Genomic DNA, 13,564 nt, shown 5'->3' on the forward strand with positions numbered 1-13,564 from the left:
TATAGTACTTCTCCATTATATGGATAGACATTGGCTGAGGAGTTTATCAAGGAGTTGATGAAGGTTTTCTGGGTTTTGCTGGACGAGGGGACGGAGGATGGATTTGATTTTGTGCCACCAATGCTCGATAGGATGTAAGCGTCTTATTGGTGTAAATTAGAAAGGGAATGCTTGAGATTCCAGGGGAGGAGGTGGGAATAATTATTTTCAGGTGTGGAATTGATGTTGGCGAGGACGTAGCGGAAATAGTCAAAAGCATTGACGCCATTGGCTTTGCAGGTCTCAATGAGGGAATAGATGACAGCTGAGGCGTGGGCACCTTTGACATTGCCCATAAAAAGCCAGTTTTTTCGGCCCACAGCAAATGGACGGATGGCGCGTCCTGCCATGTTGTTGTCAATATCCAAGCGGCCATCATTGAGGTATTCTGTCAAGGGGCCCCATTGCCTTAAAACATAGCCAACCGCTTGCCCCAAGGGACTTTTGGGAACAATCACTTTTTTGTGCTCCTTAAGCAAGACCTTGAATTTCTCAAGGATGGGCTTGGCTTTTTCTTGTCGGAGCTTTTGGATCTTATCGGGCGGGTATTGAGCCTCTTTGGCGTCTTTTTCAATTTTATAAAGGCTTCTGATGATGGTGAGCGCCTCGGCAGATTTGCCCGTGGTGTTGCCTGTACTTTTAATAATGTCCGCAAACTTGCGCCGCGCATGGGCCCAACATCCCACAGCCGTGATGTCTTGACTTTGCGCCAAGGCTTTGTAACCACCATACCCATCCGTATGAAGGTAACCTTTAAAACCCTTCAGGAATTCTTTGGCATTTTCACCTTTGCGTGTGGGCGTGTATTCATAAGAAATGGCGTGATGAGATGACGACCCGGTCATATACACCCACATATAGGATTGCGTTTGCGCCTTGCGGTCACATTCCTTTAAAACTTGAGCCCGCGTTTCATCTGCCCGTACATAAGTCTCCTTGAGAATCTCAGATCTTAAAAGCTCTTTTAAAGGGCTCAAGAGATCACCTATTTGAAGAATCCAACGGCTCATCGTGGCCCGACCTAAGTCAACTTCAAACCGCTCCCACATCTGAGATTGTCGATAAAGGGGTAGATGATCTTGGTACTTGGAGACGATGATGTGGGCCAATAGATTCGCAGATGCCATGCTTTTGAGAAGAGGCGCATTGGGCACTTCAGCCACACGCACCCCTTCGGTGCAAGATTTACAGGCATACTTCAAGCGCACGTTTTGAATGACTTTTAACTGTGCGGGAACGTAATCCAGCTGCTCAGAGATCTCCTCGCCCATCTGATGCAACGGATGTCCACAGGTGCAGATTTTATCACCAGCAATATCATGGATGACACGTTCGCGCGGCAGATGAGCCGGCAACGGACGACGTCCTTTTTTGAGAAGAGTCGAGGAGGATTTGTCCTTTCCAGAGTCATTCTCTGTTTCACTTTCAGCCCCAGCCTTTTCTGCTTCTAAAGGCGGCTCTTCGTAAACCTCATCAAAGACGTTTTCAAACCCGGGGAGCTTGGGAAATTCCTCGAACTTGATCTTCTCAGAGCTCCGCCCAAACTTGCTTTGTTTCATCTGAAGCAATAAATGAGTCAGTCGATCAACCTCTTGCACCAGATGTTCATTTTGTGTGGCTAGAATAGCCTTGTCTTTTTCTGATTTTTGCAAGTTTTTATAGAGCGCCACAGCGTCGAAAACAGAGGAGATTTTGAGTGAAGTTTGGGGCTCATTTTTCATGAGGAACTCTACCCAAAACCCCCTAAAACGTCAATGTATTTCTGAGTTTTTTCAGGTAAAAACCTCAGGAAAATTCTTGAAAATGGACCGCCTTATGGCCTTTGAGCTTTTGATAATTGAGACCCTCTTGCAGCCATCTCAATTGCTGGGAGGTCAACTCCAAAACATCTCCCCTCAAACTCACCTGAAACCTCTCTTTTTCAAGGCGTTTGTACCAAAGACAAAATCCATTCGTCTCCCAATACAAGATCTTCATCTTGGTCAGGGTCCGGTTGCAAAAAACATACATCGTTCCGTCACACGGCACACGACCTAAGCTAGAGGCCACGTAAGCCGCAAGTCCATCAATCGATTTTCTCATGTCCATCGGGGCGGAATAAAACAGAATCTCCCCTCGCGTCTGCTCAAACATGGCAACTCCGCAGTATTGCAATTACACGCTGAAGCGTAATCCCATCAAATCCCGGCACAATCTCAATCCTCTCCCCGGACATAAAGCGAATCTCAAGGGGCACGGGAGCTTGGCGAGCCTCTGCTTGAAGGGCAGGACTCTCAAATAAATCTAATGTTTCTGGACTCTCGTGCCCCACCACAGCAGTCGCCACAAAGCGCCCGACCGATGACCCCTCAAATAGCCTTCTTCCCACGCGGGGAAACCAATACTTAAAGGACGAATAACTCAGTCCTCCAGCCGTACAAAATTTTTCCTGACTCAATCCGCTCTTACGCCAGCTCTCGATCTGCTCTTCCCAATATTTCAGCTTCCCTGCGGATCTTTCATCTCGCGTTTGACGTTGCCCCGTCCTTTTCTCCTTCATCATTTTCATCTCCGTAGTTGTTTTACGGAGTCAACCTTGTCCTATTTTCCTCACACCTAAAAGATGCGGGTCCTATGACGCTTACCTATTCCCAATCCGCCAACAACGGCATTAGGGCCTTCTAGTCCAGCTTGAAACACAACTTGTTTTTTAGGATCTCTTAATGTTAATGCATTAAAATTGTTTTTGAGTGTAAGGCTCGCGTTGATTAGGCTATTAATAGCTGGTAAGGTGTTGGAAATTGGGTTTGAGTGAAGCTCTGTTGAAAAAGTTTTGTCAGTATTCTTTGATTCGGCTTGTGTGTCTTCTGTGACGCCAAGCAGTTGAAAACAGAACATTAAATAAAAAGATATAAAAATCTTGCTTGTATTAATAAACATAAAACACCTATAAAATAAAATTAGATTAAACCACATATAGTAATAAAATATATAATTGCAAGTATGAATTAAAAAAACCACAAAATGGCAATTTTTGAAAATGCTCATCTGCTTTTTGATATGGGGGATAAGTGAGTGTGTATGCCCTTACTTCGTCAAATTAATGATCAATTTGACTTGCCTTTGCTGTGCATGTTCGGGTTATTGTTATTCAAGAGTCTATCTTTTCAACGCGCCTTAAATGGCGACCACCTTCAAAAGCGATGTTAAGGAAGGTTCGAAGGCATTCTATCGCTTCTTGTTGTCCCAAAAGTCGCTCGCCTAAGACAAGTATATTGGCATCGTTGTGTTCGCGGGCAAGTTTGGCCCAAAGCGGATCGGCGCAAAGTGCTGCGCGAATACCTTTATAGCGATTGGCGGCGATGCTCATGCCAATGCCGCTGCCGCAAATGAGGACTCCACGTGCACCAGCCAAGACTTCTTTAACGACAGGTGGAACGTAGTCTGGATAATCTACAGAATCTTCGGAATGAGTGCCGCAATCAATCACATTGTAGCTCCAAGCTTGGCTTTGTGTTTTTAAATACTCTTTAAGAACAAAACCGGCATGATCGGAACCAAAGACGAGGGTTTTCTTGGGATTAGGGAGGGCTGTCACAATGTTGATGAGGGTTGAGATGTCTTCTGTCATGAGTGCTTCCTTCCCATTAAGAATTCAGCTCGTAACACAAAACTTAAAAAATGTCAAGAAAATTCAATTATTTGTAGGAGCAATTTGAAAATGTCCGGTTAAGCAATTTAGAAATGTCCGGATTTGTCCTTAAGTTTTATGCTGATGCAGTCAGCAAGCAGGAGGATGAATGGAGACATTGTATAGCGAGGCCGAGATGGAAAAACTAAAGATATTGGATGACATAAAACGAGGTCTGCTGCGCCAAGGTGAAGGTGCGGCAGAGTTAGGTTTGAGTGCTCGGCAAGTGAGGCGTTTGCAGGCGAGAATTTCTGTTGAGGGACCTTCCGGGATTAAACGGCGTGCTATATCGGGCAGTAATCGTGCGCATTCAGAGGGCTTCAAAGCCAGAGTTCTTGAGGCAGTTCGGAATCGTTATGCGGATTTTGGTCCGACGCTAGCCAGCGAGAAACTGTTGGAGAATGAGGGGCTTAAGATCAACAAAGAAACTCTGCGACAATGGATGATAGCCGATGCATTATGGAGCGGGAAAATTCGGAAAAGCTCGCCTCTGCATCAATCCCGTCAGCGCCGCTCGTGCTTTGGTGAGCTTGTACAGATTGATGGGTCGCACCATGATTGGTTTGAGGGACGGCGTGCAAAGTGTTGTTTGCTCGTCTTTGTAGACGATGCCACCAGCCGCATCGTATCTATGCGATTTGAAGAATCGGAGACCACTGCCGGCTATTTCCGAGCCATGGAATCACACCTCGAGCAGCATGGTCTGCCTCTGGCCTATTATAGTGACCGGCACAGCATTTTTAAAACAACGCGCACAACTGACGGATATTACCAAGCTACTGAGCTGCATCGCGCCATGAAAGATTTAGGAATTGAGTTGATTTGCGCTTACTCACCCCAAGCCAAGGGCCGTGTCGAGCGGGCGAATCAAACGCTGCAAGATCGCTTAATCAAAGAGATGCGTTTGAGAGGTATCTGCGATATTGCGACTGCCAATGCCTATTTGCCGGCGTTTATCGAGAAGTATAACCAAAAGTTCGCCGTTGATGCGGCAAACCCGAAAGATCTGCACCGTGACGTACCTATCGACGCGCAAAGGTTGCGACGAATTTTATCTCATCACGTCACGCGCAAGCTTTCAAAAAACCTTGAATTCTCTTTGGAAGGGCAGGCCTATCAAGTTCAAGTGCCTGGAAAAGGCTATCGCTACCAGAATAAAAAAGTCACAATTTATCAACATTATACGGGGGCAATAGAGGTGATGCTTGGAGAAGAAGTCTTAAGCGTGATGGCGCTGGATAGGGTGACAAGGGGGCCCATTCTAGCTGATCGTAAGGACTTAGATCATGTTTTTGACCAGGAAATCTTCCCCAAAATAAACCCAGACTTCTTATTACCCACAGGGTCCACAGCCCCAAGTCTCTCTTGCGCTTGAGAGCGCGAGAGAGGGCTATGGACTTGTGGATAATAATTCAACTCAAAGCGGACATTTCTAAATTGCCTTGACAGAAAATTCAATTATTTTTTCTCTGAATTACAATATTTTGTAACAAAAAAGTGATCCATTTTTTTTTGACTTTTAAGAGCTTTTTTGGTAGACTGCTCATTAAGGTTAGATAGTCTAACTTTTCATTTGGATCTACTAGGGAGGGTTATTTATCATGTCTCTTCACTCAAGAGCCCAAGCTTTAAAAAATCGTTATTTTTATCTGAATTCGCTCATCCAAGATGAATTATCGCGGCCGTTGCCGAATTCGCTTCATCTTTTTGAGCTCAAGGTGAAACGTCTTCGTCTTGAAGAAAAACTGTCGAATTTAAACTGATTTCTCCCGGCCTCCGCCACTCGCAAACTTGCCCACCTCAGCTTGGTGGGCTTTTTTTGTGGGGGGGGCTTTTTAATGCCGTCAAAAACAGATATAGTCCTTCCCCTATAAATAGATAGATTTTTAGGAAAAGTTTAGGTATAAGGAGGGTATGGCAAAAGCATATTCGGAAGACCTGTGGAAAAAGGTCATCTCCTCCATTACGAGCGGCGACCGTAAGCGAGAGGCTGCAAAGGTTTTTAACGTTGGAGAAACCACGATCTATCGATGGATATGTCTTCATAAACAAGGGGATATTAAACCGAAAAAACGCACTTCTTATTACTCCGGCAATAAAACAGGAGACATGAGGAGATTAATGTGATAAGTAGAAGGTATGAAATTAGGAGATGCACGAAAGTTAACGCAAGACGCCCAAGAAAGCCTTCGTTTGAGGGGGATTAAGGCAGTTGTTGAAGGCGGGAAGACGCATGCGGAAGTGGGGCATTTATTGGGAGTAGCGCGAGGCACTGTCAGCCGATGGGTTTCGAGCTATCGAAGAAGGGGCCAGGCGGCGCTATTGAAGAAAAAACGAGGGCGCCGGGCTGAAGACATGGTGCGCTTGAAGCCCCACCAGTGCGCCAGCCTCGTCAAAATGATCACCGATCGTTGTCCCGACCAGCTAAAACTGCCCTTTATGCTCTGGACGCGAGAGGCTGTGGGAGAGTTGATCGAACGCACTTTTGGCATCCGACTCTCGATTCGCTCCGTGGGGAACTATCTGAAACGTTGGGGATTTACGCCCCAAAAGCCGGTGCGTCGGGCTTATGAACGTCGCGAAAAAGAAGTTCAGGCTTGGCTTAAAGAGGTTTATCCGGCGATTGCCAAGCGGGCGCGCCTTGAAAATGCCGAGATTCATTGGGGAGATGAGGCGGGCTTTCGTTCCGATCATCAGACGGGCACAACTTATAGCCCCAAGGGTCAGACGCCTGTGATTTCAGGAACGGGAAAACGATTTCGAATCAATATGATCTCGAGCGTCACGAATCAGGGCACGTTGCGGTTTATGCTTTTTGAGGAGAATTTTACGCGAGAGGTTTTTCTTAATTTTCTCAAAAGGTTAATCAAGTCTTCCAAGAAAAAAGTGTTTCTCATTGTGGACAATCACAAAGTACACCACGCCAAAGTGGTCGGTGAATTTTTGAAGGAAAACAAAGAAAAAATTGAGGTATTTTTTCTGCCCGCTTACAGCCCAGATTTGAATCCGGATGAGCTATTTGAATCAAGATGTGAAAAGCAATGCCGTTGGGCGTAAACGTGCCAAATCCTTAACGGAACTCAAAAACAACATCACAAAATATCTTTTTGGAACCCAAAATTGCCCCGAAATCGTTCGCTCCTATTTCCTCAAAAAAGAAGTCAGCTACGCCGCTTGATATCACCTGTTTTATTGCCGGAGTAATAATCCACTCGATGGGTAAGTGATTGTATGCAAGAGGGTTTTAAGAAAGGACCGGCTTTCTTGAGGGCGTTCAAGTAACTGTGTCAACGGCTAAACATTGACCCTAATTGGAGTCTTCCTTCGAGATATACTCCTTTAACTTGAAGATGCCTTATTAAGGATCTGAAAGTTATCATTAATGCGGTCAACCATAGAGCTGGCGATTTGAGGCCACGTAGCAAAGAATGCGTCAATGGCATCCCTAAATTCAGCAGCACTTTGAAAGACACGATTGTTGCGTACGTACTCGTTCATCACTTTCCATAATCGCTCAATTGGATTCAAGTTTGGACTGTATGGCGGCAAATAATGAAGAACGATCCCATATTTTTCAGCGGCGCTTTGTGTCTTTGCTGATGTTATAAGGGCCCCTATCTAAAATCTGGTGAATTTTTGGGGCCTTGGGATATTTCTTTCGCAAGGCGGCAAAATGCTTTTCCATGGCCTTGCTATCAATGGTTTTAGGGGCTGCAATAGTCACATCCATCGTTTCCAAATTAATGGAACCCAAGAGATTTGGATAAACTCAGCTTGTTTTACTGGATCAGCTTTCGAAGGTGTGCCCTTAGTTTTTTGAAAGAAAAATTGTTGCGAATGAGCTATTTGTTCATTCGTTGCCCTCAAGATGGCTGATCAGCTGCAAAGTTTGATGCGGGGTAAGATGGCTTTCAGAGCCACCATTTTCAGGATTAAGCTTTTGCTATTCTTGTAATCGTTGAGGTGATTTTGAACAGTTTCATAGCGAATACGCAAAGCCTGAGCGATTTGCTTTTGAGTCCATCCTTCCGCATTTAACAAAACGGCTTTGATGCGATCAGCCACGCGACGATCTCTTTCTTTACTGTGCTGAAATTCTAGATCTTGTTTTTCTTTATTTGTCAGTTCAATTCTCATGCCCCATTTATACATAAAATTTTATTGAATTACAACGGTTGTTTCGTTCATTCCTCTGATTAACAAGGCTTCTTCATTGCCGAGCGGTATATATCTTTAAAATGATCTAAAAAACTAATTTCAATTTCTATTCCCATTTCTACCTCCTGTTTTTTTGAGGTAGGCTCTCATTTTTCCTGTCTCTTAGCTATTTTTTTTTTCATGAGGTAGCCCTGCCCTATCCCACTTAACTACATAAATATTGGCGTCGTTTTTTTGCGGTTCTTACATTCGTTTGACTTCTCTCATAGCCCCCTATGAGGAGCGTCGATGCAGGACGATCCATCTCATCCATCTTCCCCCAGCGCTGCGATGGCGCATTTAAGCTCAAGGAGCCCCTCCTTGGTTTCTGAGCTTGTCGCCAGGATTTCCGGGAAAGAGGCCGTATGTTTTTTCAAAGCTTGGGAGATAGTCTCTTTTTGCAATTCAAACTCTGAAGCTGTGACTTTATCGCATTTAGTCAGGACAATTTGATAAACAACAGCTGCATTATCCAAAAGTTTCATCATCTCCAGATCTGAAGCCTTGAGTCCATGACGGGAATCCACAAGAATAAAGCAGCGCCTGAGGTTCACACGCCCCTTGAGATAGGACGTCAAGACATGGTGCCAGGATTTCTGTTGGGCTTTTGAGACTTCCGCATAGCCATACCCCGGCATATCCACAAGAACTACGGACTCCCCCAACTTAAAGAAGTTTAATTGCTGTGTCCGACCGGGTGTCTTCGAGGTTTTTGCCAGCGTCTTGCGATTTGTGAGCGCATTGATCAAGCTGGATTTGCCCACGTTCGATCGACCTGCAAAGGCCACCTCTGGCAAAAGGGCCTCAGGAATCCGATCCAGTTGAGCCGCACCAGCTATGAAATCGCAAGGTTGGCAAAAAAGCCACTGGGCATATGCTTCAAAGTTTTCGGACTCCTGTTCCATTATTTTTTATTCGCAGCCTTAGGCTTAACCTTTGAAGCTTGCTTCATAATGAGCCATTGTTGCCCCATGGAAAGGAAGTTGTTCCAAGCCCAATAGATCACAAGACCTGCAGGAAATTGAGCTAACATCGCAGTGAAAATCACAGGCATCAGCATCATAACCTTGGCTTGCGTGGGGTCCCCTGGAGGAGGACTCATCTTTTGTTGAATGAGCATGGTGGCACCCATAATAAGGGGCCAAGCACCAATCATTAAAAAGGAAGGGGGCGTCCAAGGAATCAAACCAAAGAGATTAAAGAACGTCGTTGGATCAGGCGCAGAAAGATCATGGATCCAGCCATAAAAAGGCGCATGACGCATTTCAATTGTGATAAAGAGAACCTTATAAAGAGCAAAGAAAATGGGGATCTGTACCAGCATGGGAAGACATCCTGCAACTGGATTGGCGCCTTCTTTTTTATAAAGCTCCATCATCTTTTCATTGAGCTTCATCCGATCGTCTTTGTATTGCTCCTGCAGTTTTTGAATCTGAGGCTGTAAGAGTTTCATCCGCCCCATAGAGCGATAAGATTTATTGGCAAGCGGGAAAAGTGCTGCTTTAAAAAGAACCGTTAGCGCCAAAATAGCCAAACCAAAGTTCCCCAAAAGGGCATTAAGATAAGTCAAAACATGGAAAATCGGTTTTGTGAGGAAATAAAACCATCCAAAATCAACCGCCAAGTCAAAGTGATTGATGCCCAAAGTTTCTTCGTAAGAATCTAAAACCTTCAGGACTTTGGCACCGGCAAAAAAGTGGTTCGTGACTTCAATGGACGCGCTGGCACCCACGGTTTTGGCTTCACGGACATAGCTGGCCCCCAATGATTTGGAAGTTCCATTTTTATTACCTGTAAAACTTGATGTAATGGATTCTTTAGGGTCTGGGATTAAGGCTGTAAGCCAATATTTGTCCGTCATTCCCAACCAACCTGGGGCTTGAGGATTATTGAGAATTCCTGCCGATGACACATCTTCATAGGAAGGGTCATTGAGTTTGCCGTCAAAAACACCAATGGGTCCCTCGTGCAAAATCATAAAGCCGGATGAGACTGGCTCATCAAGACGTGAAATATGACCTTCAGGCGCAAGAGTTATTGGTGCATGCGTACTATTGTGAACCTTTTGCGTGATCGTGAACATATATTGATCATCAAGAGAAATGATTTGCTCGAACGTAAGTCCTTGACCGTTATTCCAGGACAATGTCACTGGCGTTTGAGGTGTTAAAACCGTTCGGTCCGCTTTCCAAATCGTCGTTGAAGACGGCACAACAACACCGGGTGCATTTTGCGCAGTCCATGTAAATTCAGCTGCATACCCATCTTTAGAATTGAGTGGGCTTAAAAGCTTAATTTCAGGGCTATTAGGATTTGTCGTTTCATGATATTCGGCCAATGTCAAATCGTCAAAAACAGCGCCTTGGAGATTAATTGAGCCATGCAAACGTGGGGTTTCAATTTTAATGCGTTGCGGCTGGGTCAAGAGCGCCTGATCACGCGACAGGGGCGCTGGAACTGCAGCTACTGCCATTGTACCAGGCTGTTGCTGAGGCGCTACCACCTGGGCTTGGGCTGGTACCGGCTGAGGGGCTGGGGACCACAAATATTGGAATCCAAAAAGGATAACCATAGATACCACAATGGCGATGACTAAATTACGATTCTCGTCACTCATGAAAAATCTCTCTCAATAATTAAATTAGGGCACAGGATCAGAGCCTGAACCTCCCCAAGGATGGCACCGGCTCAAGCGTTTTAAACTCAACCAGCCCCCTTTGAAAAGCCCATACTTTTCGAGTGCCTCATGGCAATAGCACGAACATGTCGGAAAGTAACGACATTTTGCTGGTGGCACAAGTGTATTCAACACAGGGGTTAAAATACGTTGATAAGTACGGATTAAAAGTTTCAAAACGAAAACCATAAGGTTCTCAAAGAACGAAAGCACTTTCATGTCATTACGATCAAATTAATAAACAGATAAGGCGATTATAATTTATGAGGGTGAAAATTGACATGAAAAAGTAAACTATCTCCATGGCTTAAGGACGAAAAAAGTTTACTCAAATTTTAGGTATGATATCATTCTGAAGAAATAATTTCATGAAGAGGTGTCTCTAGGCATGGAAGCTCTTGAATTAGCTCGCGCTCAGTTTGCGGCCAACATTACATTTCATATTCTTTTTCCCTCAATTTCCATAGGGCTAGCTTGGCTTTTATTTTATTTCAAGCTGGCTTATGTCAAAACGCGGGATAGCATTTGGCTCGAAGCTTATACGTTTTGGGTCAAAATCTTTGCACTCACCTTTGCGATGGGTGTGGTTTCTGGAATTACCATGAGTTTCCAGTTTGGCACCAATTGGCCCGGATTTATGAAAACAGTAGGCAACGTTGCGGGGCCCCTTTTAGGATATGAAGTGTTAACAGCATTTTTCTTAGAATCCGTTTTTTTAGGAATTATGCTCTTTGGAATTCGACGAGTGCCAGAACGAGTTCACACAGTCGCGACTTTTTTGGTAGCCTTTGGAACAATGCTCTCCGCGTTTTGGATTTTAGTCCTAAACTCATGGATGCAGACCCCCGTAGGATTTGAGATGAAGGACGGCGTTGCTCACGTCACAAGTTGGCTTGAGATTCTTTCAAGCCCTTCCCTTCTTCCTAGATTTTTGCATATGACCGTGGCTTCATTTTTGACCGCTTCATTTTTGATTTCTGGAATTTCCGCCTATCGTCTTTTAATGCGAAAGTGGACTCCCTCCGTTGAAACCACGTTAAAAATTGGCCTTGTCCTTGCTGCGGTCTTCAGCCCCATTCAATTATTTTTAGGAGATATCCATGGGCTAAATACCTTGAAATATCAGCCCCAAAAAATTGCAGCCATGGAAGGCAATTGGAACACGCAAGGAAATGTGCCTCTTCTCTTATTTGCAATTCCTGATGAAAAAGAAAGGAAGAACACTTTTGAGATTGGGATTCCCTCTGGAGCCAGCCTTATTCTTAAACATCATACCGATGGCATTGTGCCAGGCCTCAATGAATATAAAGACAATCATCCACCTGTAAAACCTGTGTTTTATGCTTTTCGCATTATGGTGGGCGTGGGGCTTCTCATGATTCTCATTTCTTGGGTTGCCGCTTATGTTTTGTGGAAAAAACGTGAGCTCCCTCCGTTTTTAATAAAAGCTATGGTCGGCATGACGTTTTCCGGGTGGATTGCCACCGTTGCGGGATGGTACGTCTCTGAAGTAGGGCGTCAACCGTGGCTTGTCCACGACATTTTGAAAACCGCCAATGCAGCATCTTCGATCCCTGCAGAAACCATTGGTCTCAGTCTCAGCATGTATGTTGTGACTTATATCGCCCTAACAATCAGTTATATCCTCTTGTTGTTTTATCTGGCACGTCGGGCAGATCAGCGCGGCCTCAGAGTTGAGAACGAAATTGATAATAACCTTGGACTTTTCATATCACGAGGAGCCTTATAATGCTGGACTTCTTTTCACAACCGGACCAATGGTTGCCTTTGGTTTTCGCAGCTCTCATGGGACTTTCAATTTTAATTTATGTGATTTTGGATGGGTATGACTTGGGCGTTGGGATTCTTTTTGCGATGAGCGAACAACAAGAAAAAGACGTGATGATTGCCTCAATTGGCCCCTTTTGGGATGCTAATGAAACCTGGCTGGTTTTGGCTGTAGGGCTCCTGCTAATCGCCTTCCCCATTGCCAATGGTATGATCCTTGAAGCCCTTTACATCCCTGTGGCGCTTATGCTTTTAGGATTGATTTTAAGAGGGGTAGCTTTTGAATTTCGCGCTAAAGTCCCTGATCTTTACAAAGACCTTTGGAACCAAGCTTTTTTCATGGGGTCACTTTTAACCTCTCTTTGCCAGGGCTATATGTTGGGACTTTACATTATGGGCCTTGAATACAAGGTCGAGACCATTCTTTTTGCAAGCCTCACCTCGATTTGCTTAACTTTAGGTTATGTCTTTATTGGTGCCTCCTGGTTAATAATGAAAACCGAAGGAGTACTTCAAATGAAAGCCGTCAAATGGGCGCAAGGCAGCCTCAGCTTTATTGTCATTGGAATTCTAGCCGTTTCTACCGCATCCCCTCTTGTCAGTGATCGCATTTTCTCAAAATGGTTCACGTTACCAGAAATTATTTTTTTGGCGCCCTTACCTCTATTTTCATCCCTTTTAATTTTTGGATTGTGGAATCTTTTAAAATCACTTCCTCAAGAAAATGACCGTTGGTGTTGGGGACCTTTTGTCGGTGCCGTGGGATTATTCACACTCTCTTTCATAGGCATTGCTTACTCATTCTACCCTTATATTGTGCCGGAAAAACTAACAATTTACGAATGCGCAAGCGCCCCTGAAAGCCTCATGGTCATTCTCATTGGGACGCTTCTCGTTTTACCCGCCATTTTGGGATATACATTTTATTCCTATAAAGTGTTTTTTGGAAAAACACGCGAATTGAGGTATGATTAATAGAAAATTTGAGTCCAATTATTTATGCGGGTTTAAGTCCGGCATTTGGAGCGGACTTGTCTCATAAGTACAGACATTACGATTCAGATCCCAAACGTATCCTTTCTCTAAACAATCACTCTGTTCACTTGCAACGCACATGCAACTTGAACTAATGCATACGACTAACGTCAAAGCTTGAAAAAAATTTCTAAACATAATCTCTTCTCTATTTTTAC

15 protein-coding genes and 1 pseudogene are annotated in these 13,564 nt (G+C 44.5%); 5 read left to right on the forward strand and 11 right to left on the reverse strand.

Features of this window, described 5'->3' with window-relative positions; genetic code table 11:
• Nucleotides 1-143: 143 nt before the first annotated feature.
• From tnpC to rpiB, 5 genes are all read right to left on the reverse strand, one after another.
• Nucleotides 144-1,760 carry an IS66 family transposase gene (gene tnpC, locus Bealeia2_RS09290; protein WP_331256757.1) on the reverse strand — a complete coding sequence of 539 codons (1,617 nt, stop codon included), beginning with the start codon at nt 1,758-1,760 and terminating at the stop codon, nt 144-146.
• A gap of 64 nt (nt 1,761-1,824) precedes the next feature.
• On the reverse strand, nt 1,825-2,172 hold the full coding sequence (gene tnpB, locus Bealeia2_RS09295; RefSeq protein WP_331255536.1) for an IS66 family insertion sequence element accessory protein TnpB: 348 nt from the start codon (nt 2,170-2,172) through the stop codon (nt 1,825-1,827).
• Nucleotides 2,165-2,581, reverse strand: a complete 417-nt coding sequence (gene tnpA / locus Bealeia2_RS09300) for an IS66 family insertion sequence element accessory protein TnpA (protein WP_331255563.1) — start codon at nt 2,579-2,581, stop codon at nt 2,165-2,167. Before tnpA ends, tnpB begins: the two co-directional genes overlap by 8 nt.
• 53 nt (nt 2,582-2,634) lie before the next feature.
• Nucleotides 2,635-2,958 carry a hypothetical protein gene (locus Bealeia2_RS09305; RefSeq protein ID WP_331256758.1) on the reverse strand — a complete coding sequence of 108 codons (324 nt, stop codon included), beginning with the start codon at nt 2,956-2,958 and terminating at the stop codon, nt 2,635-2,637.
• A gap of 211 nt (nt 2,959-3,169) precedes the next feature.
• Nucleotides 3,170-3,649 (reverse strand): ribose 5-phosphate isomerase B, encoded by a 480-nt coding sequence (gene rpiB / locus Bealeia2_RS09310; RefSeq protein WP_331256759.1) that lies wholly within the window; start codon nt 3,647-3,649, stop codon nt 3,170-3,172.
• 169 nt (nt 3,650-3,818) lie between these two features.
• Between rpiB and Bealeia2_RS09315 the strand changes: the two genes are divergently transcribed.
• The 3 genes and pseudogenes from Bealeia2_RS09315 to Bealeia2_RS09325 form a co-directional block, all read left to right on the forward strand.
• Nucleotides 3,819-5,084, forward strand: coding sequence for an ISNCY family transposase (locus Bealeia2_RS09315; RefSeq protein ID WP_331255482.1), 1,266 nt, complete (start codon nt 3,819-3,821; stop codon nt 5,082-5,084).
• Between the two features lie 539 nt (nt 5,085-5,623).
• Nucleotides 5,624-5,836 (forward strand): IS630 transposase-related protein, encoded by a 213-nt coding sequence (locus Bealeia2_RS09320; RefSeq protein WP_331255185.1) that lies wholly within the window; start codon nt 5,624-5,626, stop codon nt 5,834-5,836.
• A gap of 12 nt (nt 5,837-5,848) precedes the next feature.
• Nucleotides 5,849-6,697 (forward strand): annotated as a pseudogene (locus tag Bealeia2_RS09325) (IS630 family transposase); the annotation flags it as partial.
• Between the two features lie 351 nt (nt 6,698-7,048).
• On the opposite strand, the gene Bealeia2_RS09330 reads toward Bealeia2_RS09325, so the two are convergent.
• From Bealeia2_RS09330 to yidD, 6 genes are all read right to left on the reverse strand, one after another.
• Nucleotides 7,049-7,207 carry a hypothetical protein gene (locus Bealeia2_RS09330; protein ID WP_414437873.1) on the reverse strand — a complete coding sequence of 53 codons (159 nt, stop codon included), beginning with the start codon at nt 7,205-7,207 and terminating at the stop codon, nt 7,049-7,051.
• Between the two features lie 76 nt (nt 7,208-7,283).
• Nucleotides 7,284-7,439, reverse strand: a complete 156-nt coding sequence (locus Bealeia2_RS09335) for a hypothetical protein (RefSeq protein ID WP_331256543.1) — start codon at nt 7,437-7,439, stop codon at nt 7,284-7,286.
• A 146-nt stretch (nt 7,440-7,585) separates the two neighbouring features.
• A complete protein-coding gene (locus Bealeia2_RS09340; protein WP_331256542.1) occupies nt 7,586-7,861 on the reverse strand; it encodes a helix-turn-helix domain-containing protein in 276 nt (91 codons plus the stop codon).
• 311 nt (nt 7,862-8,172) lie between these two features.
• On the reverse strand, nt 8,173-8,811 hold the full coding sequence (gene yihA, locus Bealeia2_RS09345) for a ribosome biogenesis GTP-binding protein YihA/YsxC (protein ID WP_331256761.1): 639 nt from the start codon (nt 8,809-8,811) through the stop codon (nt 8,173-8,175).
• Nucleotides 8,811-10,523 carry a membrane protein insertase YidC gene (gene yidC / locus Bealeia2_RS09350; protein WP_331256762.1) on the reverse strand — a complete coding sequence of 571 codons (1,713 nt, stop codon included), beginning with the start codon at nt 10,521-10,523 and terminating at the stop codon, nt 8,811-8,813. The genes yihA and yidC overlap by 1 nt, the downstream gene beginning before the upstream one ends.
• A 24-nt stretch (nt 10,524-10,547) precedes the next feature.
• Entirely contained in the window at nt 10,548-10,802 is a 255-nt protein-coding gene (gene yidD / locus Bealeia2_RS09355) for a membrane protein insertion efficiency factor YidD (RefSeq protein WP_331256763.1), read from the reverse strand.
• A gap of 169 nt (nt 10,803-10,971) precedes the next feature.
• Between yidD and Bealeia2_RS09360 the strand changes: the two genes are divergently transcribed.
• Entirely contained in the window at nt 10,972-12,333 is a 1,362-nt protein-coding gene (locus Bealeia2_RS09360; protein ID WP_331256764.1) for a cytochrome ubiquinol oxidase subunit I, read from the forward strand.
• 2 nt (nt 12,334-12,335) lie between these two features.
• Nucleotides 12,336-13,346: a cytochrome d ubiquinol oxidase subunit II gene (cydB, locus tag Bealeia2_RS09365; RefSeq protein ID WP_414437887.1), complete on the forward strand. Its 1,011-nt coding sequence runs from the start codon at nt 12,336-12,338 to the stop codon at nt 13,344-13,346.
• Nucleotides 13,347-13,564 lie beyond the last annotated feature (218 nt).

Origin of the sequence: Candidatus Bealeia paramacronuclearis (assembly GCF_035607555.1) — a bacterium.
GTDB classification, from domain to species: Bacteria; Pseudomonadota; Alphaproteobacteria; order UBA9655; family UBA9655; genus Bealeia; species Bealeia paramacronuclearis.